General features: G+C 70.9%; 18 protein-coding genes and 1 tRNA gene. 5 read left to right on the top strand and 14 right to left on the bottom strand.

What is annotated here, in order from left to right; translation table 11 throughout:
* Positions 1 to 25: 25 nt before the first annotated feature.
* Positions 26 to 1,363 (bottom strand): M15 family metallopeptidase, encoded by a 1,338-nt coding sequence (locus tag AB0F40_RS17590; protein WP_357470155.1) that lies wholly within the window; start codon positions 1,361 to 1,363, stop codon positions 26 to 28.
* A gap of 510 nt (positions 1,364 to 1,873) precedes the next feature.
* Here AB0F40_RS17590 and AB0F40_RS17585 point away from each other — a divergent pair.
* Positions 1,874 to 2,485: an antibiotic biosynthesis monooxygenase gene (locus AB0F40_RS17585; RefSeq protein ID WP_357470152.1), complete on the top strand. Its 612-nt coding sequence runs from the start codon at positions 1,874 to 1,876 to the stop codon at positions 2,483 to 2,485.
* 3 nt (positions 2,486 to 2,488) lie between these two features.
* On the opposite strand, the gene AB0F40_RS17580 is transcribed toward AB0F40_RS17585, so the two are convergent.
* Positions 2,489 to 3,337, bottom strand: a complete 849-nt coding sequence (locus AB0F40_RS17580) for a glycerophosphodiester phosphodiesterase (protein ID WP_357470149.1) — start codon at positions 3,335 to 3,337, stop codon at positions 2,489 to 2,491.
* A gap of 189 nt (positions 3,338 to 3,526) precedes the next feature.
* On the opposite strand from AB0F40_RS17580, the gene AB0F40_RS17575 reads away from it, so the two are divergent.
* On the top strand, positions 3,527 to 4,024 hold the full coding sequence (locus AB0F40_RS17575; protein ID WP_357470147.1) for a hypothetical protein: 498 nt from the start codon (positions 3,527 to 3,529) through the stop codon (positions 4,022 to 4,024).
* On the opposite strand, the gene AB0F40_RS17570 is transcribed toward AB0F40_RS17575, so the two are convergent.
* A complete protein-coding gene (locus AB0F40_RS17570; RefSeq protein WP_357470144.1) occupies positions 3,999 to 5,447 on the bottom strand; it encodes an FAD-binding protein in 1,449 nt (482 codons plus the stop codon). The genes AB0F40_RS17575 and AB0F40_RS17570 overlap by 26 nt on opposite strands.
* Positions 5,448 to 5,728: 281 nt before the next feature.
* A tRNA-Lys gene (locus tag AB0F40_RS17565) sits at positions 5,729 to 5,801 on the bottom strand.
* Between the two features lie 222 nt (positions 5,802 to 6,023).
* Here AB0F40_RS17565 and AB0F40_RS17560 point away from each other — a divergent pair.
* A complete protein-coding gene (locus tag AB0F40_RS17560; RefSeq protein WP_129782914.1) occupies positions 6,024 to 6,308 on the top strand; it encodes an iron-sulfur cluster biosynthesis family protein in 285 nt (94 codons plus the stop codon).
* 158 nt (positions 6,309 to 6,466) lie between these two features.
* Here AB0F40_RS17560 and AB0F40_RS17555 read toward each other — a convergent pair whose 3' ends face one another.
* Positions 6,467 to 7,225, bottom strand: coding sequence for a M50 family metallopeptidase (locus AB0F40_RS17555; RefSeq protein WP_357470141.1), 759 nt, complete (start codon positions 7,223 to 7,225; stop codon positions 6,467 to 6,469).
* 161 nt (positions 7,226 to 7,386) lie between these two features.
* Here AB0F40_RS17555 and AB0F40_RS17550 point away from each other — a divergent pair, with 161 nt between their 5' ends.
* Together AB0F40_RS17550 and msrB are read left to right on the top strand one after the other, a co-directional pair.
* Positions 7,387 to 8,919, top strand: coding sequence for a DEAD/DEAH box helicase (locus AB0F40_RS17550; protein ID WP_357470138.1), 1,533 nt, complete (start codon positions 7,387 to 7,389; stop codon positions 8,917 to 8,919).
* Positions 8,920 to 9,047: 128 nt separating this feature from the next.
* On the top strand, positions 9,048 to 9,446 hold the full coding sequence (gene msrB / locus AB0F40_RS17545) for a peptide-methionine (R)-S-oxide reductase MsrB (RefSeq protein WP_357470135.1): 399 nt from the start codon (positions 9,048 to 9,050) through the stop codon (positions 9,444 to 9,446).
* 16 nt (positions 9,447 to 9,462) lie between these two features.
* On the opposite strand, the gene AB0F40_RS17540 is transcribed toward msrB, so the two are convergent.
* The 9 genes from AB0F40_RS17540 to AB0F40_RS17500 form a co-directional block, all read right to left on the bottom strand.
* Positions 9,463 to 10,008, bottom strand: coding sequence for a MarR family winged helix-turn-helix transcriptional regulator (locus AB0F40_RS17540; RefSeq protein WP_357470132.1), 546 nt, complete (start codon positions 10,006 to 10,008; stop codon positions 9,463 to 9,465).
* An 82-nt stretch (positions 10,009 to 10,090) separates the two neighbouring features.
* Complete coding sequence (locus AB0F40_RS17535) at positions 10,091 to 11,719, bottom strand: MDR family MFS transporter (protein WP_357470130.1); 1,629 nt, start codon at positions 11,717 to 11,719, stop codon at positions 10,091 to 10,093.
* Positions 11,716 to 12,219, bottom strand: coding sequence for a MarR family winged helix-turn-helix transcriptional regulator (locus AB0F40_RS17530; RefSeq protein ID WP_357470128.1), 504 nt, complete (start codon positions 12,217 to 12,219; stop codon positions 11,716 to 11,718). The genes AB0F40_RS17535 and AB0F40_RS17530 overlap by 4 nt, the downstream gene beginning before the upstream one ends.
* Positions 12,220 to 12,397: 178 nt before the next feature.
* Positions 12,398 to 13,840: a sugar porter family MFS transporter gene (locus tag AB0F40_RS17525; protein WP_357470125.1), complete on the bottom strand. Its 1,443-nt coding sequence runs from the start codon at positions 13,838 to 13,840 to the stop codon at positions 12,398 to 12,400.
* 98 nt (positions 13,841 to 13,938) lie between these two features.
* Positions 13,939 to 14,943: an inorganic phosphate transporter gene (locus tag AB0F40_RS17520; RefSeq protein WP_357470122.1), complete on the bottom strand. Its 1,005-nt coding sequence runs from the start codon at positions 14,941 to 14,943 to the stop codon at positions 13,939 to 13,941.
* Between the two features lies 1 nt (position 14,944).
* Positions 14,945 to 15,562: a DUF47 family protein gene (locus tag AB0F40_RS17515; RefSeq protein ID WP_357470120.1), complete on the bottom strand. Its 618-nt coding sequence runs from the start codon at positions 15,560 to 15,562 to the stop codon at positions 14,945 to 14,947.
* A 337-nt stretch (positions 15,563 to 15,899) separates the two neighbouring features.
* The gene (locus tag AB0F40_RS17510) at positions 15,900 to 16,499 is read right to left on the bottom strand and encodes a hypothetical protein (RefSeq protein ID WP_357470117.1); all 600 of its coding nucleotides are present in this window, start codon (positions 16,497 to 16,499) and stop codon (positions 15,900 to 15,902) included.
* Between the two features lie 83 nt (positions 16,500 to 16,582).
* Positions 16,583 to 17,536, bottom strand: coding sequence for an NUDIX hydrolase (locus AB0F40_RS17505; RefSeq protein WP_357470115.1), 954 nt, complete (start codon positions 17,534 to 17,536; stop codon positions 16,583 to 16,585).
* A gap of 77 nt (positions 17,537 to 17,613) precedes the next feature.
* Positions 17,614 to 19,872: an RNA degradosome polyphosphate kinase gene (locus tag AB0F40_RS17500; RefSeq protein ID WP_357470187.1), complete on the bottom strand. Its 2,259-nt coding sequence runs from the start codon at positions 19,870 to 19,872 to the stop codon at positions 17,614 to 17,616.
* Between the last annotated feature and the right edge of the window lie 155 nt (positions 19,873 to 20,027).

Raw genomic sequence — 20,027 nt, 5'->3', positions numbered from 1 at the left:
CACGGGGCCGGCTCGGGCAGGAGGGTCAGTACGAGGTCCCGTACTCCCAGTGCCAGGCCTCCGGCTTGCTGCCGCCGGCCTGTGCCCAGGCTGGCAGCTTCCAGCCGTACTTGCCGGCGTTCGCGACCATCCAGGCGTGCTCGGCCGTGCCGAACGACTGGATGCCGCCCGACAGGTCGACCGCCTGTCCGAGCCCGTGGTTCGAGGTGCCGGGCACGGCGGCCAGGCCGCCCTTGGACGCGGCGACCGCGAGCTGCGCGGCGTAGGAGCGGTAGCCGTCCGTCAGGTCCAGGTTCCGGCCGAACTCCGCACGGTAGGCGTCGTTCAGGTCCTCGAGCGACGCCGCGGCGTCACACCGCAGCTGCTCGCCCTTGGCCCAGCTCAGGTCGCAGAGCACGTTCGACGGGATCTGACCGTTGCCGTAGCGCTCCGCGGCCTTGGCCATCTCCTTCGCCTCAGCGGCGCGGGCAGCGGCGGCTTCCTGCGCCCTGTCGGCCTTGCGCTCTGCGGCTCGTGCCGCGCGGGCCTCGGCCCGCTCTTTCGCGGCCTCCTTGGCGGCGGCGATCTCCGCCGGCGTCGGGCCCGCCTTGACGGACACGACCGCGTCACCGTCGGTTTTGGTGATGAGCCGCTGGAGCGACGTCGTCACCTTCTCGATGTCGGCGGCCGACGGCGTTGCCGTGGCGGCCGACGCCTTCTTGCCCGACTTCTTGCCCGACTTCTTGCCCGACTTCTTGCCTGCTTCCTTCGCGGACTTCTCGTCCGCTTCCTTCGCCGCGGCGGTGGAACCGACCGACAGGGCGAGCGGGGTGTCGAGGACAGGGAGGCCGGTGGCGTCCTGCTCGCTGATCGCGGTGCTACCCGTGGCGGTTCCGGCCAGGTTGGTCGGCTCGGTGGCGGCAGCCTCAGGCGTGGGCTCGGCGGCGCCCGCCGGGGCTGCCTTCCCCGCGCCGTCCGCCACCCGCTCGTCGAGCGGGGTGCGCTCGGCGTTCCGGGAGGCGGCTGTGGCCGGCCGGGCCTCGGCGACGGTGGTGCCGGCGGCATCGCGAGCCAGCTCCAGCATCGTCCGCAGGTCCCGGGCTGCCGCCCGGACCCGCTTGCGCTCCTTGGCGCCGAGGTCGCCCTCGCGAGCCACGTAGTCGGCGTCCGTCAGTACCGCGTCCGCCTTCTCGGAGGCGGACCGCACTTCCGGGTCGGTGACGACAGCACTACCGACGACCACGCCACCGGGCTGTGCGGTCCGCTCAGCGGCGGCCGCGGCGCCCGGGGCGCCGTCGTTCCCGGTGACGCTGACCGCCGCTGTGGTGGTCAGCGCTACCGAGGTCAGCGCAGCGGCCACCGCGAAGGACGACCGGCGGACCATGGCGTGGGGGACGTGTCCTGCAACGGCCGCATGTGCCCCGCGTGTGCCCGGGCGTCGCGTACGACGAAGGGCGAGGGCGTGGTCGCCGCGCGTCAAGGAAGCTCCTGACACTCGGGGGCTGGGACAAAGCGCGCCGTACGGGGCGCGACGGGGTTCGGCGTCTGGGGCACGCTGAGCTTCCGTTCTGCGGCTGGGCACGGGCGCCACCGTGAGGGCTTGTTCCCTCGGACGGACGGTGACGGGATGCGCCGGCTGCTGTCGGGCCACGGTGCGCGACAGGTCGCGGCGGTCATGGCGATCGCCGCAGAGAACCGGCGCGAAGGCCCAGGGGGATGGTTCTCTGCGGCAATATTCAATGCTGAACGTCTGTCCAAGTGTTGCGAAACCCCCTCCACGGAGGCGTGCCTCACAATTACTGAGCGCAAACCGTGGCGTAGCCGTGAAGGGCCGACAACCTGGGGTGTGCGCGCTCACATTGAGGGTCGCGAGGCCATGCGTGAGACTTCGAGCATGGCCCACCACGACCAGGCCGCGAACGGATCCGTGCCCACCCCCGCCGGACAGTCCGTCACCGTGTCCATCCATCGCATCGTCCGTCCCGAGCACATCCCCGAGGTCACCAGCTGGGTGCAGTCGGGCGTCAACCTCGCCAACCGGTGGCCCGGGTTCCTCGGCTCGGGCTGGATCCGTGCCGCCGAGGGCTCCCGCGACTGGCACATGCTCTACCGCTTCGCCGACGCCGACCGGCTAGCCGCCTGGGAGCAGTCCGCCGAGCGTCGCGAGTGGCTGGCGCGGGGCACCGGGCTCGTCGAGGAGCTGCGGTACCAGCAGCGGACGGGCATCGAGGGCTGGTTCGACGATCCGTCCCGTACCGACGAGCCCGCCGACGTCGCGGCCGCCGTCGTACCGCCACGGTGGAAGCAGGCGGCGAGCATCTGGCTCGGGTTCTTCCCGGTGAACCTGCTCTTCACCGCGCTGTTCACCTACCTGGTGCCAGGGTGGGGCGACGTGGCGCTCGTGCTCAAGGTGCTGATCTCGACACTGATCCTGACGCCGATCATGGCGTACTGGGTGCTTCCGTGGGTGACCCGCCGCCTGCACGGCTGGCTGCACCGGACGTAGCGGTCAGGCAGTGCCCGCGACGACCCGCTGCGCGGGCCCGCGGCGTCGGCGCAGCCGGATCCCGCCGCGACCTGGCACCGGCGGGGCCACCGGGTGGTCGGTCCGGCCGGTGAGCCAGCCGGCGAGCCGCTCCGGACGGTCGGTGATGACGGCGTCGACGCCCGCGCCGTCGTCGGTCGATACGAGGGTGGTCCACGCCGCCGCGTCGTTCGCCGTCCAGGACATGACCCGCAGGCCCGCGGCGTGCAGGCGGGACACCAGCCGCGGGCTGCCGGCGACCGTCGAGACCGACGGGTTGCACGCGACGACGCGAAGACGCTCGCACAGGCGCAGCAGGCCGGGCGGGTCGAACGAGACCAGCAGCCCGCCGGGCAGGTGCGGAGCGACGTCGCGGACCGTGGCGACCGTGCCGGGCCAGAAGCTCTGCACCAGCACCCGGTTGTCGAAACCCCCCGTGGCGATCGTGGTGGCCACCCGCTCGACCTGCTCGACGTTCCACGAGCCCTTGAGCTCGAGGAGCAGGTCCGTCTCCGGGTGCCGGGCGAGCACGCCCAGCACGTCGGCGAGCGTGGGCACGTGCTGTCCCGAGAACGCGGGAGCGAAGCGTGAGCCGGCGTCCAGCCCGAGCACCTCGTCCGACGTCAGTGCGGAGACCTTGCCGGTGCCGTCCGTGGTGGCGTCGACGGTCTCGTCATGGATCACGGCGCCCACGCCGTCGGCGGTGGGCTGCAGATCGATCTCGACGGCGTCCGCGCCTGCTCGGCACGCGGCCTCGACCGCGGCAAGCGTGTTCTGCGGGGCTACCGCGGAGTACCCGCGGTGGGCGATGACTGCGGGACGAGCGACGGTCATGCTGACCTCCGGGTCTGCGGTTCTGTCACCACGTTAGGCCGATGACGCGCCACTCCCCAGGGCAGGCGTACGAATTCTGGGACTGTTCCGGGACAGTTCACCGCCCGGCCCCAGGAACGCCGTGTCGGCCACTCGGGGGAAACCCTCCGGATGCGCGGATTCTCAGGGCCAGGTGGTTTCATGTGCGGCATGGTCCGACCTGTCATATCCGCCCCGGCCCGCCTCCGGGCCCGCACGGCTCTCGTCGCCGGCGTCGTCACGCTCGTCGTGCTCGCCGGTTGCTCAGGGGGCGGCGAGGCGGACGCCGGAGCGAGTGCGCCGCCGTCGGGCAGCGCGAGCGCCACGGCCTCCCCGCGGCCCGACCCCGGCGCGCCTCTCGACGCGAACGAGGCGTGCGCCGCCATGTACGTCAAGGGCGACAAGACGCTCGAGGAGCGCATCGGCACGGCGCTCGTCGGTGCGAGCGAGGGGCTCGACGGCACGTCCGCCGACCAGATGCACGCGATGGCGATGGAGCTCGGGCGGCTCGAGTCGCGTGTGCCCGAGGAGTTCCAGGGCCCGGTCGAGCAGATCCGGGTACCGTTCCTGCAGCTTCAGGAAGAGCTCGACCTCGGCACGGGCGCGGAGATCGAGCTCGACGTCGCCTCGACGGTCGAGGGCCTCAAGGAGTACCAGAAGCTCTGCTGACGGGCTCGAAGATGCCCTGGCCCGGTGCGAGCACGCGGCGTGGGTCGTACCGGGCCTTGGCGCTGCGCACGGCGGGCCAGCGGTCGGCGTAGTGCTCACGCCAGTCGGCCGGGCTCAGGTGCAGTGCGTTGACCGGGTAGCCCGTACCACCGACGGCACGGACCCGGGCGTACTGCGCGTCGTTCTCGGCGATGAGGCGCTCCGCCTCGGCGTCGTCGGGCGGGCTCACCGCGCGGAGCAGCGCGAGCAGGAAGAACACCGGGCCCTCCGGCACCACGACCTGAGGTCGGGTGATCAGCGACCGGTTCGTCGGGTAGAGCAGCGCGACGCCGCCGGCGTCGGCCGGGGTGAGCGTCGTGAGGAGCTCCGTCACGACCTCGTCCGTCGTCGCGTCCGGGATGAAGACGTTCAGCCACGGACTGGGCAGCCGGAGCGCCTCGATCTGCTCCACGGTCTCGTAGATGCGGTTCAGCCACTCGAAGTAGGTGACGTCCACGACGTCCACCCCCGACGGGGCGAGGCCGGCCAGCAGGACGTCGTCGTCGGGTGGCGCGCTGGTGAACCAGGCCCCGCCCTCCAGGACGAAGACGAAGCCGTCGTCGTCCGTGGGGACCAGCTGGCCCTCCAGGTAGTCGAAACGGCCGTCGGCCAGGACGGTGCGCTGGGCGGCCGTCAGGTCGGTGACCCGCGGGTACGTCAGCGTGTAGACGCGGGCCATGGTGGGTGCGGTGACGAGCCGGACCGTGGCCCGCACGATGACCGCGAACTGGCCCAGGCCGCCGAGCACCGCCTCGAACAGGTCGCGCTCCTGGTCGGCGGAGCAGGTCACGAGGCGGCCCTCGCCCGTGACGACCTCCAGCTCGAGCGCGTTGTCCACGAGGAGGCCGAAGTGCTGGGAGGCGCCGCCGATGCCGCCGACGCTCAGCGTGCCGCCCACCGACAGGCCGAGGTAGTCCGTGCTGACGGGTGGCGCGACACCCTCGGCCAGGGTCGCGCGGACCAGGTCGAGCCACTGCACCCCTGCGTCGACCACCGCGCGGTCGGGTGCGACCTCGTGGATCGTGGCGAGCGTGCGGAAGTCGATCACGACGCCGCCGTCGGTCTGCGCCTGGCCGAACGTCGAGTGGCCCTGGCCGCGCGCGGCGATCGTGAGGCCGTGCTCGTTCGCGAAGCGCACCACGGTGGCGACGTCGCGGACCGACCCGGGCCGCAGCACCGCCCGGGGGCGCCGGTGGGCCAGATGCCCGTAGTCGGTGGCCGCCTCGGTGAGGGACTCCTCGTCCGTGACGAGCTCGCCGTCGAGGTGCGGGATCTGGATCGCCGCGGTGTTCTCGGGGAAGCTGGTGAGCCAGTGTGATGTCACCGGGTCGAACGCGACGACGGCAGCGCCTGCCAGAAAGGTGCGGCGATCGAGCTGTGCCATGTGAGCCCCTCAGCTTCGGGTGGGCGTCCACGGTACCGGTCGCGGTCCTTGCGATGGTGCTCGTTCCGACGTGCTGTCGGGACGGGCGTGCGGAAGGATGTGCGGCAAACTGCCTGCAGGCCGGATCTCCGCAAGCAGCCACATACCAGGCACGCCATCCTCCGCGAGGGAAGCCATCGTCCGTGAGGGACGCCATGGTCCACCTATCCGGGCTGATTCCGCGGACTATGGCGTGCCACGCAGAAGATGGCGTGGCTGACTGCGGCACGGCACTACCAAGGTGGGCCCCCCGGGGATCGAACCCGGAACCCGCGGATTAAAAGTCCGCTGCTCTGCCAGTTGAGCTAGAGGCCCGCGCACCCGGCATCCGGGCGGCGCGAGAGGAAAGCCTACCGGTCCGGTCCGTCGCCGCCGTAGATCCCGTCCAGCGGGGCACCGTAGGGCCTCAGCGGCCGGCTGTCACGTGCTGTCTCACCCATCGGGAGATATCGGGCCAATCGCGTCTCACGCTTGCGGTGAGCCGGTGGGCTTGGTTCGGTGGACGGGACCGCGGAGAACCAATGTGAGGAGCTCAACGTGCTCACCGTGACCGACAATGCCCGTACGGCCGTCCAGGACCTCGCCCAGCAGGCAGGCGTGCCGGTCGAGGGTGGCCTGCGCATCGCGCAGGCGTCCGGCCAGCCGGGTAACTTCGAGCTCGCGCTGGTTCCGGCCCCGCAGCCCGACGACCAGGTCGTCGACGCCTCGGGTGCCACCAACGTGTTCGTCGAGGCGCAGGCGGCCCCTGCTCTGGAGACGCTGACCCTGGACACCGACCCCGGTGCTGAGGGCCCAGGTTTCGTGCTCACGCCCAAGGCGTGACTCCTGGCGTCCTTGACCGGGCGCCGACATCGTCGAAGAGCCCCCGGGACGCTGCCGACCAGGCAGCCTCCCGGGGGCTCTCCGTCGTCGGTGCGCCTCCACCCAGCGATCGGGTCCGGAGATCGCGTGAGTCCGGGCCCGATCGCTGGGTAGGCGGCCTAGAGCGCGACCCCCAGGATCCACGACCCGCCGAGCACCAGCGCACCCAGCGTGACAAGCAGGAACATCGCCACCCAGAACAGGCCGGCGACCCCGGTCAGCCGGGCGAGCATGTCGGCGTCGGACGTCCGGGCCCGGCCACGGGAGCGCTGCACCTGCAGCTCGAACACGGGCCGCACGGCGCCGAGCAGGAGGAACCACGTGACGGCGTAGGCGACGGCGCTCTGCACAGTGGGTTCGAGGAACCACGTGACGAACACGAGCGCGGTACCGCTGACGAGGATCGACCAGAGCCCGAACCAGTTCCGGATCTGCAGGAGCAACAGCGCGAGCAGGACGACGAGCAGCCACAGCAGCCCGACGGCGTAGCCGAGCTGGAGGAGCCACGCGGCGCCGAGGCCGATGAGGCCCGGCCCCACGTAGCCGGCGAACGCCGTGATGACCATGCCGGGGCCGCGAGGCTTCCCCCGCGAGACCGTCAGGCCGGAGGTGTCGGAGTGCAGCCGGATGCCCTCGAGCTTGCGGCCCGTGAGCAGCGCGCCGAGGCCGTGCGACGCCTCGTGGGCGATGGTGATGACGTGCCGCGTCACGTGCCACAGGGGCCGGAACAGCACGACGACCAGGGCGACCGCGCACATGCCGAGCACCATGAGCTGCGGAGGCGCCTCGACCGGGGTGACCGCGTTGGTCCAGATGGTGCCGAGCACGTCGCCGATGGCGGCGAACGGTCCGGCGGAGCTGGTCGCTGCGGGAATCATGCGCCACATAGAACCACACCGAACGTGACGTGCGCCGCAGCCACTGCCCCGCGGACGTGAGAGACTGGGCGGTCGTGGGCGGTTTCAGCTGCCCGACGTCGTGGCCCCGGCCCGGGTTAGCACCCCAGCCGCCGGTGTGAGCACGGCGGACCACCGGCGCGATGTGCGCCGCCACCGAGCCCGAGAGGCCCATCCCCTTGACTACCTTTGCCGACCTCGGTCTGCCCGCGCCCGTTCTGCGCGTTTTGACAGACCGCGGCATCACCTCGCCGTTCCCTATCCAGACGGCATCCCTGCCGGACTCCCTCGCCGGCCGTGACGTGCTCGGCCGCGGCCGCACCGGCTCCGGCAAGACCCTCGCGTTCGCGCTGCCGGTCGTGACGCGCCTGGCGACGTCCGGTGCCCGTGCCACCGCGGCAGGGCAGCCGCGTCGTGCTGCGGGCCGTCCCCGCGCACTGATCCTTGCCCCCACGCGTGAGCTCGCGAACCAGATCGACGAGTCGATCTCCCCGCTCGCGCAGGCCCTGGGCCTGAAGACCACCACGATCTTCGGCGGCGTGGCGCAGTCGCGCCAGGTCACCGCGCTGAACGCGGGCGTCGACATCGTCATCGCCTGCCCCGGCCGGCTCGAGGACCTGCTCGGCCAGCGCCACCTCGCGCTCGACGACGTCGAGATCACCGTGCTCGACGAGGCCGACCACATGGCCGACCTCGGGTTCCTGCCCGGCGTGAAGCGCATCCTCGACCGCACGTCCTCGCAGACCCAGCGCCTGCTGTTCTCGGCGACACTGGACAACGGCGTGGACGTGATCGTCAAGCGCTACCTGCACCAGCCGGTCACCCACTCCGTGGACGACGCCGCCGCGCCGCCGCCACTGATGACCCACCACATCCTCGCCGTGGCCGACAAGGACGCGAAGAAGAACGTGGTGCACCAGCTCGCGCAGGGCACCGGCCGCCGCGTGCTGTTCATGCGGACCAAGCACCAGGCCAAGAAGCTCGCCAAGCAGCTCACCGCCGCGGGCGTGCCCGCCGTCGACCTGCACGGGAACCTCGGCCAGGGCGCGCGTGAGCGCAACCTCGCGGCGTTCTCGTCGGGCGACGTCCGGGTGCTGGTGGCGACGGACATCGCCGCGCGCGGCATCCACGTGGACGACATCGAGCTCGTGGTCCACGTCGACCCGCCCGCCGAGCACAAGGCGTACCTCCACCGCTCCGGGCGGACGGCGCGTGCCGGTTCCGGCGGCGACGTCGTGACCATCATGCTGCCCGAGGAGCGTGGGGACGTCCGTGACCTGACCCGCAAGGCGAAGATCACCGCTCGTCCCCAGGACGTTCGTCCGGGCGACGCGACCGTGACCAGCCTGGTCGGGGAGGTCGCGCCGTACGTGGAGTACGTGGCGCCGGCCCCCCAGCCGCAGGGCCGCCAGGGCCAGCCAAGGAAGCAGGGTGGGCGCTCGCGCTCCGGCGGCCAGGGCACCGGCCAGACCAGCCAGGGCGGCGGCCGGCAGAGCCAGCCGCGCAGCCAGGGCACCGGCCAGTCGACCGGGCAGCGCTCGGCCGGGCGTCCGGCGTCGGGCGGCGGTCGTGCCGCTGACCACTTCCCGAGGCCCGACGCCGCCGGTGCTCCCCGGCGCCGTCGGCGTGGCGGCCGTGGCCGCGGCGCGGGCACGAACGCCTCGGCCGCGAGCTAGTCGCAGAAGCGAGCCAACCCGTCTCACGTGTCAGGCCCACAGGTCACTCAGGTGGTCTGTGGGCCTGACGCGTGAGTGGCGGGAACACCCTGAGCCGGTGGAAGGTTGGTATGCGCGGAGGTGTCGATATGACGTACAAGGTCTCGAAGTCCGACCAGGAGTGGCGTGAGCAGCTCTCGTCCCAGGAATATGCCGTGCTGCGGCAGGCTGGCACCGAGCGGGCGTGGACCGGCGAGCTGCTCGACGAGAAGCGCGCCGGCGTCTACCGGTGTCGGGCGTGTTCCGCCGAGCTGTTCCGGTCGGACACCAAGTTCGACTCGCACTGTGGCTGGCCGTCGTTCTACAGCCCGCTCGCGGGTGACACCGTCGAGCTGATCGAGGACGGTTCGCTCGGTATGGTGCGCACCGAGGTGCGCTGCGCCGCCTGCGGCTCCCACCTGGGCCACGTCTTCGACGACGCGCCGCAGACGCCGACCGGCGACCGGTTCTGCATGAACTCGGTGAGCCTCACGTTCGAGGAGAGCTGAGGATCCGCAGACCGGTTCAGCGACCGCTCTGCTTCCACGCCACGATGTCCGCCGAGTAGCGGCCCAGGAGCCTGGCCAGCTGGGCGACGTCCTCCGTCTCCCAGGTGGCCAGGGCTCCCTCCAGCATGGCGACCCGGCTGGTGCGCGCCTGGTCGAACCGCGCGGCGCCGTCGGGTGTCAGGGTGATGCGCTGGCCGCGGCTGTCCTCCGGGTCGACGGTGCGTTCGACCAGCCCGAGCTCGGCCAGGCGGCTGAGCTGGCGTGACACGGTGGCGCGCCCGACGCCGAAGAAGGTCGCGAGGTCCGAGCCGCGTGCACCGGGCCGTTCGGCGATGTGCGCCAGGATCGGGTAGGCGCTGGCGTCGAGCTCGGGGTGAACCCTTCGGGCGATCGACGCTCCGGACGACTGCGCCCGGCGGATGAGCAGCCGGATCTCACGTTCCAGGCCCTCGAACGGCCCTGGGCCGACGCCGCTGTCGCCGACCACCTCGTCCCCGGCGCCGCTGCCGGGGACGGGGCCTTCGGACGTGTCCGTGCTGGATCTGCCTGTACTCGGGAGCATGCGCCCATGATGACGGGTCAAGCGCCCTGAACACAGCCCGGGGCCGCGAAATCCCCCGCGTGCCGCGCCCAGGCGCACCCGGTCACGCCTTGGCGGGTTCCAGGTCCTTGAGCTGGTCGATCCCCGAGCGGTGGTCCAGCGGGACCTCCTTGATGAGGGACACGCAGATCAGCGCGATGACGGCGAGCGGGACGGCGGCGAGGAAGATCTCCGCGATCCCGTTCGCGTACGCCTTCTCGATCACCTCGACCAGGATCGGCGGGAGCACCGACAGGTCCGGCAGCGCGCCGCTCCCCGACTGCAGCGCGGAGGTGTCGACGCCCTGCTCCGCCAGCTGCGGTGCTATCTCGGTGATGCCCTCCTTGAGGCTGCCCTGCACGCTGTGCCCGAGGATGGCGCCGAGCGCTGAGACGCCGATCGCGCCGCCGAGCGACCGGAAGAACGTCACCGTGGACGTACCGCTGCCCGAGTCCTTGATGTGCAGGGTGTTCTGCGTGGCCAGCACCATGTTCTGCATCAGCAGGCCCACGCCGGCACCCAGGATGAACAGGTAGATCGACACCAGCACGAACGAGGTGCGGTAGTCGAGCGTCGACAGGAGCAGCAGGCCCGCCGTCAGGGATATGGCGCCGCCCACCATGTAGGGCTTGTACCTGCCGGTCCTGGAGATGAGCTGCCCGCCGACCGTGGACGACAGGAACAGGCCGACGACCATCGGGATGGTGTAGAGGCCGGACTCTGTGGGCGTCTTGCCGCGCGAGAGCTGCATGTACTGGCTGAGGAACACCGACGAGCCGAACATCGCGACGCCCACCGCGACCGAGCCGATGACGGCGAGCACCAGGGTCCGGTTCTTGAACAGGTACATCGGGATGAGCGGGGTCTTGACCCGCAGCTCGACGAGCACCGCGATCGCGAGGACCAGCAGCGCGCCGCCGGCCAGTGCCGCCGTCTGCCAGGAGATCCAGTCGAACTCTGTGCCGGCGAACGTGATCCACAGCAGCAGGGCGGCGATGCCCACGGAGATCAGCGTGGCACCGGCGATGTCCAGCTTCTCGGTGCCGCGCGGCCGCTTCGGCAGCCGGAGCGTCATCTGCAGCACGATGATCGAGGCGACGGCGAACGGCAGGCCTACGAAGAAGTTCCAGCGCCAGTTGATGGCGTCGGTGAGGAAACCACCGAGTACCGGGCCGCCGACCATGCCGATACCCATGATCGAGCCCATGAGACCCATGTACCGGCCACGCTGCCGCGGGCTGATGATGTCGGCGATCAGGATCGCGGACAGGGACTGCAGGCCGCCCGCGCCGATGCCCTGGAAGGCGCGGAACGTGATGAGCTGGCCGGCGTCCTGCGCGAACCCGGCGGCAGCGGCGGACAGCACGGAGATGATCAGCGCGATCTGGATCAGCGTCTTGCGGTTGGTGAGGTCGGCGAGCTTGCCCCAGATCGGGGTGGAGATCGTCGAGGTCAGCAGGGTGGCGGTCACGACCCAGGTGAAGGCGGACTGGTTGCCGCCCAGGTCGGTGATGATCTTCGGCAGCGACGACGACACGACCGACATCGCCAGGACCGAGACGAACATGCCCAGGAGGATCCCGGACAGCGCCCGGAGGACCTCGGGATGCGTCATGGCGGGCGGCTCGCCCTGGAGGTGCTCGGGTTCGCGCTCGGGTTCCGCCACGAGCGCGGGGGTGTTGGGGCTGGTCATGCAAACTCCTGCTGGTTCTGGGGCGATCTCCGGTGCGCGGTGTCCGCACCGATGGTGTCGACGAGGCGGTTCAGCGTGCGCGTCGCTGCGGCGAGGTCTTCGGGTGACCAGGCGCCGAACGCCCGGTCGATCAGGTTCGTGTACGCAGAGGACGCTTCGGCGGCGAGCGCGCGCCCTGCCGCCGTCAGCTCCACCGTGCGGACCCGGCGGTCCTCGGCGTCGACGGTGCGGACGACGTATCCGGCGTCGGCCAGCGTGCTCACCTGACGGCTCGCGACGGAGAGGTCGACACGCAGGTGCGCGGCGACGTCCGTGAGCGAGACCGGGCCACACCTGGCGAGCAGGTGCAGCACGGGGACGCCGGACCGGGGCCAGTCGAGCTCCTGGGCGATATGTGCTGCCGCCTCCCGCTGGGCGCGCGACAGGCTCTGGAGCGCGGAGACCAGGGCGACGGCGGGGGCTTCGGTGCCGGACGGGGTCCGGCTCGAGTGGGAAGTCATCATGCCTCGCGATTGATTTGCCTCGCAGTACTGTTCCTCGCAGTAATTGCTTAAGGCAACTATATCGTGATGGTTGCTGGATGCAAGCGTTTTCGGATCGAGGATCCGGGGAGCTAGGTGTGACCTGTATGACACGGTTCCGGCACGTGTGCCGGGCCGGAGGCGAGGCGCCGGGGGGTCAGGCCTTGGTGTGGCTCTTCTCGCCCATGTCCTCGAGCTCCATGCCCTTGGTCTCGGGCACCTTGGTGAGCACGAAGAAGAAGCTCAGCGCCGCGAAGGCCGCGTACATGAGGTACGGCACGCTGGCGCCGAAGGCGGCGAGCATGGGCGGGAACGTCATGGTGATGGCGAAGTTGGCGATCCACTGCATCGCCGCGGCGACGCCGAGGGCGGCTGCCCGGATGCGGTTCGGGAACATCTCGCCGAGCAGCACCCACACGAGCGGCCCCCACGAGGCGCCGAAGAAGACCACGAACGCGTTGGCACAGACCAGTGCGGTCACGCCCCAGGGCCCGCTGAGCGAGATTTCGCTGCCGGTGCCGGTGGCCTGTGTGAAGGCGATGGCCATGAGGCCCAGCGACACGGTCATGCCGGCGGAGCCGATGAGCAGGAGCGGGCGGCGGCCCACCTTGTCGATCAGCGCGATGGCGATGAAGGTGACCGCGACGTTCGTGAGCGCAGTGATGGTAGAGACCAGGAACGCCCTGCTCTCGTCGAACCCGACGGCCTGCCACAGCGTCGTCGAGTAGTAGAAGATCACGTTGATGCCGACGAACTGCTGGAAGACGGACAGCAGGATGCCCACCCAGACGATCGGCTTGAGGCCCAGCGCGCTGCCGCGGAGCGAGCCCTGGGACGCGTTGGTCTCGTCGATCTCGATGCTGCGGTGGATCTGGACGAGGCGGTCGTCGACGTCCTCGTCGGGGCCGAGCACGCTGGTCAGGACCGCGCGGGCCTCGTCGTCGCGCCCAGTGGCGGCGAGATAGCGGGGAGATTCCGGGATGCGCAGCGCGAGAATGCCGTAGACGGCGGCTGGGACGACCGCCACCAGGAACATCCAGCGCCAGGCCTCCCACCCGAGCCAGAGCTCGTTGGCGGCCCCGCCTGCCGAGTCGGCCAGGATCTGGTCCGAGAGCAGTGCGGCGAAGATACCGACGGTGATCGCGAGCTGCTGCAATGAGCCGAGCCGGCCACGCATCGCCGCTGGCGCGATCTCTGCGATGTACGCCGGCGCGATGACCGACGCGATGCCGATGCCGACGCCTGCCATGAAGCGCCAGAGGCCGAGGTCCAAGGCCGAGAACGCGATGGCCGACAGGATGGACGACACGAAGAACAGGATGGCGCCGAGCACCATGACGCGCGTGCGGCCCCAGCGGTCCGCCAGCCGCCCGCCGGACCATGCGCCGAGCGCACAGCCGAGCAGCGCGATGGCCACCACGATGCCGGTGACTGCGGGGTCCAGGGAGAACTGGCCCTCGATGGCGTTGACGGCTCCGTTGATCACGGAGCTGTCGAAGCCGAACAGAAAGCCGCCCACCGCGGCGGCGATGGCGAGCGCCGTTGCCTTGCGGTGGGCTGATCTCGCGCCGGCGTTCGGCGCCGTAGGTCCGCTGCTCATAGGACCGATGCTAAGCAGCGTGTGCCGTCAGTCGCGCGCCGAGCCGTCTGTGGTGACTGGCACCCGCGGTCCGGCCCGCCCAGGTGCGGCGGGCCGGGTCAGGCCAGTACCGGCCAGAGCGCCCACGTCGCGACCGCGGCCACGAGGCCCGCCGCCGGGATGGTGAGGACCCACGCGACGGCGATGTTCTTGGCGACGCCCCAGCGCACCGCTGACAGCCTGCGGGTGGCGCCGACGCCCATGATCGCCGACGTGATCGTGTGCGTCGTGGAGACCGGGGCGTGCAGCGCGAACGCGTTGACGTACAGCACGAGGGCCGAGACGGACTCGGCCACGAAGCCGCGCGCCGGGTCGAGCTCGATGATCTTGCGGCCGAGCGTGCGCATGATGCGCCAGCCGCCGGAGTAGGTGCCCGCCGAGATGGCCGCGGCGGCGGAGAGCTTGACCCAGAGCGGGATGCCCTCGTCCGCGTTGGCCCAGCCCACGGTCAGCAGGGCCAGGTAGATGACGCCCATCGTCTTCTGCGCGTCCTGGAGGCCGTGGCCCAGCGCCATGGCGGCCGCCGACGCGGTCTGCGCGATCCGGAAGCGGCGGTTCGTCTTGGCCGGTGCCGCGTAGCGGAAGAGCCACATGACCCCGACCATCACGGCGAAGGCGAGGCCGAAGCCCACCAGCGGCGAGATGATCATGGGCAGGACCACCTTGTCCACGATCGCGGACCAGTAGACGCCCATGCCGCCGGCGACCCCGGCGCCGACCAGCCCGCCGATGAGGGCGTGGGTGGACGACGAGGGCAGGCCGAACCACCAGGTGATCAGGTTCCACACGATCGCGCCGAGCAGCGCGCACAGGACGACGGTGAGCTCCGCGTGCGTGCCCGCTCCCGTCAGGTTGACGATCGAGGTCGCGATGGTCTCCGCGACCTCCGTGCCCAGCAGCGCGCCGGCGAAGTTCATGGTGGCCGCCATGATGAGCGCGACGCGCGGGGTCAGCGCCCGGGTCGAGACCGAGGTCGCGATCGCGTTGGCGGCGTCGTGAAACCCGTTGGTGAAGTCGAAGCTCAGGGCGAGCGCCACCACGAGGACGACGAGAGCGACCTCCAACTCAGGACTCCTTGAGGGCGATGGTCTCGACCATGTTGGCGACCTTCTCGAAGCTGTCCGCGGCGTTCTCGAGAACCTCCACGATCTCCTTCAGCTTCATGAGCTGGACCGGGTCGTTCGCCAGGTCGTCGAAGAGCTGCGCGATGAGCTTGCGGTGCAGCTTGTCCGCCTGGTTCTCGAGGCGGTTGACCTCGACCCAGTAGTCGGCCAGCTTGTCCATCGAGCGCAGGCGGGGCATGGCCTCGGCAGTCAGCTCCGCACACCGCTGCAGCACCTGGACCTGGTCGGAAACACGGTCCGGCAGGCCTTCGACCTTGTACAGGACGATGAGGTCGGCGGCCTCGTCCATCTCGTCCATGCAGTCGTCGAGCGCCGAGGCCAGGCCGGAGATGTCCTCGCGGTCGAACGGCGTGACGAACGTCTGGTTGAGGCGGCGCATGATCGAGTGCGTGGCGTCGTCCGCCAGGTGCTCGACCTCGTGCATCTCTTCAGCGAGCTTCTCCCGTCCCGCCTTGTCCGCGCCGAGCAGCTCCGCCAACAGGGACGAGCCCCGGACGAGGTGCTGGGCCAGGGCGGCGAGAAGATCGAAGTACTTGGTGTCGCGCGGAGTAAGGCGCACGAGTGCTCCCGTTCTGAGGGCTCTGGAACAGGCTCAGCGTAGAGCTGTTGCCGACTATCGCCAATTTGCAAGGTTGCGCTTTGGTGACCCGTGACAATCGGCACAGATGCCGGAGCAGAGCTCAGCCGCCGGTCCATGCCGGTCAGGAGAGGGAAGTGAGAGCGACGCCGAACCGGGAGCGCCTCTCGGCGCGGGGCCGCTCGTAGCGGCTTGAGGTGGAGCCCGGGGCTACCGCAGCCCGGCGTCGCCTGCACCATCCTAATGGCGTGTGGGGATCTGCCAAGGGGGTCGGACGTCACAACGCTCCCGCGCACCATCCGCTTGACAGCGCGCGGGCCTACTCGAGGGAACCGGTTCGCCACAGGCCACCGGCGTGTTCCAGCTCTTCCGCGGTGCGCAGCAAGGAGCTGGCGCTACGTGTCATCCGCGTGGCGCCGGTGGGATCAGCGACCTCGCGGGAGTCGGCGTCGAACGCGGCGCCGGTCGACAGGATGCGGCAGAACGCACCGGCCCGCTCGAGAGCGACGGCGAGGTCGCCCGTGAAGACGCCGGACAGCACGGCGTCGGCCAGGATCTGCAGGTCACCGGGTTCCGGAGGGCTCGGGACACCCGCGACGGCCTCCTGGACGGGCGCGGCTTCCACACCCAGCCGATACCTGAGCATGACGGTAGGCATGTCCCGGCGCACCCACTCGCGCAGCACGTACAGGCGCCAGAGCGCGCCGGGCAGCGAGACGGGGGCGGCGTCCGCCCACAGTCCGGCGACCGTGTCGAGGCCCTCGTTCTCGACCAGGTGGATGAGCCGTTCCACGACGGTCGGGTCCTCGGTGGTGCGTGCCCTGTCCACGAGGGCACGTGCAGTCGCATGCGCGACCTCGTCACGCAGGGCAGGGTCCACCTCGCCCGGGAGCGCCTCGGCGTCCCGTGGGTCCAGCATGGCCGGCCGTCTGGGCGGTCGTTGGTCGCTGCTCATGGTGACCGATAGTGCGCCCGAAGTCGGGCGCGTGTCTACCACGACGCTCACCAGACCGGCGGGTTCACCTTCTCGATGGCCACCACTCGTGCTCCCGTCGCGGTGTCCGCGACGTGCGCCACCAGCACCTCGCCCGGTTCGAGGAACGGGTCTGTCGTCGGCAGGCTGTCCGCCACAGCTCGTGGGGCATGCTGGCCCAGCACGTCCAGCACCGTGGGCAGGACCGGGCGGTGGGTGCAGATCACCGATGACTCGGTGGTCTCCTCCAGGAGGTCGCGCACTGTCGCGGCGACGCGCGACGGCGACCGCTCGTGCTGCGCCTCGGTGAGGTACTCGCTGTAGCTCGGGCGCAGTCCGGCGGCCCGGACGTACGGGTCGATGGTGGTGGCGCACCGTTCCCACCGGGAGCTGATCACGTGCTCGACGCCGTAGGCCGCCAGCACCGGGACCAGCGCGGCCGCCTGCCCGTGCCCGAGCGGGGTGAGGGGGCGGTCCCGCTCCGAGCCGTGCCACGCGGTGCGCGGTACCGCCCGGCCGTGCCGCGCGATGACGAGGGTCCGGGTGTCGAGCAGACCCTCGGACTCAGCGGCCACCAGGGCGTTCAGGGGGCCGCGGTCCGACGGCCGGGTGAGTCGCCGCTCTGCCTCGGCCACGTCGATCCACTCGGTCCGGTCGACCTCAGAGCGATCGACCGGCGCGACCGGCGCCCGCGCGGTGAGGGCCGCCGAGTCGCGCCCTTTGCGGGCGCGCCGCGACGCCCAGTAGTGCACGCGCTTCACGCGGCCGTCGGGCGTGAGGTACTGCAGCCCGGGCAACGGCCGGCCGAGCACTATCTGCTTTCCCGTCTCCTCGCAGACCTCGCGGATCGCGGCACCCTGGAACGACTCCCCGGTCTCGAGCTTGCCCTTGGGCCATGACCAGTCGTCGTAACGGGGGCGGTGGACCAGCTGCACCTGGAGCCCGCCACCACGGCGCCGCCAGACGAGCCCACCCGCCGTCATGACGACCGGGGTGTGCAGTTCCGCGGTGGGGGAGGGGGCCGCCGTCGGACCTGTGCCCACCACCGACCGGCGCCCGGTCACCGGGCAGGCTCGAGCCGGCGTCGCTGCCGCTGGATCAGGACCGCCTGCAGGTCGCGGAGACCGGCGCCGTCGGGGCCGGAGGACGGCCGCTCCCACCGGCCGTCGGGCAGCAGATGCCATGCCGCCGTCGTGTCCGCCATGGAGTCGTCCAGCAGGCCGAGCAGCTCGTTCACGTGGTTCGGGTCGGAGATCCGGATCAGCGTCTCGACCCGGCGGTCGAGGTTGCGGTGCATCAGGTCGGCCGAACCGATGAAGACCTCCGGCCCGGAGGCCGGCCCCTCGGCGAGGGCGGGGCCCACCGAGTTGGCGAACGCGAAGAGGCGGGAGTGCTCCAGGAAGCGGCCAAGGATGGATCGCACGCGGATGTTCTCGCTCAGCCCCGGGACGCCCACCCGGATCGCGCAGATGCCGCGTACCACCAGGTCCACCCGCACACCGGCCTGGGAGGCGCGGTAGAGGGCGTCGATCACGGTCTCGTCGACCACCGAGTTGATCTTCATCTTGACCCAGGCCTCGTGGCCGGCGCGGGCGGCGGTCGCCTCCCGTTCGATGCGTTCCACCAGGCCAGAGCGCACGGCGCGCGGCGCCACGAGCAGGCGGTGGAACGTCGACTTCGGTGCGTACCCGGAGAGCTGGTTGAACAGGCGCGTCAGGTCCTGGCCGACGTCCGAGTCGCAGGTCAGCAGACCGTGGTCGGTGTAGATGCGTGCGGTCTTGGGGTGGTAGTTGCCCGTGCCGACGTGGCAGTAGCGCAGGAGCGAGCCGTCGGGCTCCTGGCGCACCACGAGCGACAGCTTGCAGTGCGTCTTGAGGCCGACGATCCCGTACACCACGTGCACGCCGGCCTCCTCGAGCTTGCGCGCCCAGGAGATGTTGGCCTCCTCGTCGAACCGGGCCTTGATCTCGACCAGGGCGAGGACCTGCTTGCCCGCCTCCGCTGCGTCGATGAGGGCGTCCACGATGGGGGAGTCGCCGGACGTCCGGTAGAGCGTCTGCTTGATCGCCAGCACGTTCGGGTCCGCGGCGGCCTGCTCGAGGAACGTCTGAACGCTCGTCGAGAAGCTGTCGTAGGGGTGGTGCAGCAGGATGTCCCGGCGCCGGATCGCCGCGAACACGTCGGTCGGCTTGGAGCTCTCCACCTCGGCGAGGTGACGGTGCGTGGACGGCACGAACGGCGGGTAGTGCAGCGGCGTCAGGTCGAGGTCGGCGATGAGGGTGAGGCCCGTGAGGTCCAGCAGCGCGGGCAGCTCGTAGACCTCCTCCTCCTTCACGCCGAGCTCGCGGACGATCAGGTCCCGGATGCGCGGGCTGATGTCCTTCTCGATCTCCAGGCGCACCGGCGGCCCGAACCGGCGCCGGAGGAGCTCCTTCTCCATTGCCTGGAGCAGGTTCTCCGCGTCGTCCTCCTCCACGTCCACGTCCTCGTTGCGGGTGACCCGGAACGTGTGGTTCTCCCGCACCTCCATCCCGGGGAACAGGTAGTCGAGGTGCTGCGCGATGACCTCCTCGAGCGGCACGAACGAGAGCGGCCCACGCTGCGGGTCGGCCTTCTTCGTACCGGGGCGCCGCGGCTTGCCCGAGGCGTCCACCGCGATGAAGCGCGGCAGCAGCGGGGGCACCTTGACGCGGGCGAAGTGCTCCTTGCCCGTCGTGGGGTTGGCGACCACCACCGCGAGATTGAGCGAGAGGCCCGAGATGTATGGGAACGGGTGGGCCGGGTCCACCGCGAGCGGCGTGAGCACCGGGAAGATCTGCTTGCGGAAGAACTTGTGCAGGCGCTCCTGCTCCCTGGTGTCCAGCTCGTTCCAGTGCACCAGGGTGATGCCCTCGCCGGCCAGCGCGGGCTGCACGTCGTCCTCGAACACGCGCGCATGCCGCTCCATGAGCGAGTGCGCCTCCTCCGAGATGCGCGACAGTGCCAGGCGCGGGCTGAGGCCCGAGGCGCTCGTGACCGCGATGCCGGTCGCGATGCGACGCTTCAGGCCGGCCACGCGGACCATGAAGAACTCGTCCAGGTTCGACGCGAAGATGGCCAGGAAGCGCACGCGCTCCAGCAGCGGGATGCGCGGGTCCTCAGCGAGCTCCAGCACGCGCCGGTTGAACGCGAGCCAGCTCAGCTCCCGGTCCGCGAACCGGTCGACGGGCAGCGGCTCACCGAGGTGTGGCTCCAGCAGGGTGGTCCCGCCAGGGCTCTCCGCGATGTGCTCGGCGATGTGCGCGGCCAGGCTCTGGTCCAGCGAGTGCGGGTCCAGGATCTCCTCTGCCGAGGCCTCGCCCGGCTTGGGCGTCGCTGCCTTCTGGGCTTTGGTGGCGACCCCGGTCGCCATCGCATCGCGGTCAGCGCTGCCGTTGCCGCCGCCGGACCGTTCTGCCCGGTCGCGGTGGCTGTCGGGCGCGCCGTTCATGGTCT

Origin of the sequence: Promicromonospora sp. NPDC023987 (genome assembly GCF_040639055.1) — a bacterium.
Classification (GTDB): domain Bacteria; phylum Actinomycetota; class Actinomycetes; order Actinomycetales; family Cellulomonadaceae; genus Promicromonospora.
The sequence above is the reverse complement of the archived record's forward strand: the minus strand, read 5'-3'. Positions and strand labels throughout refer to the sequence as shown.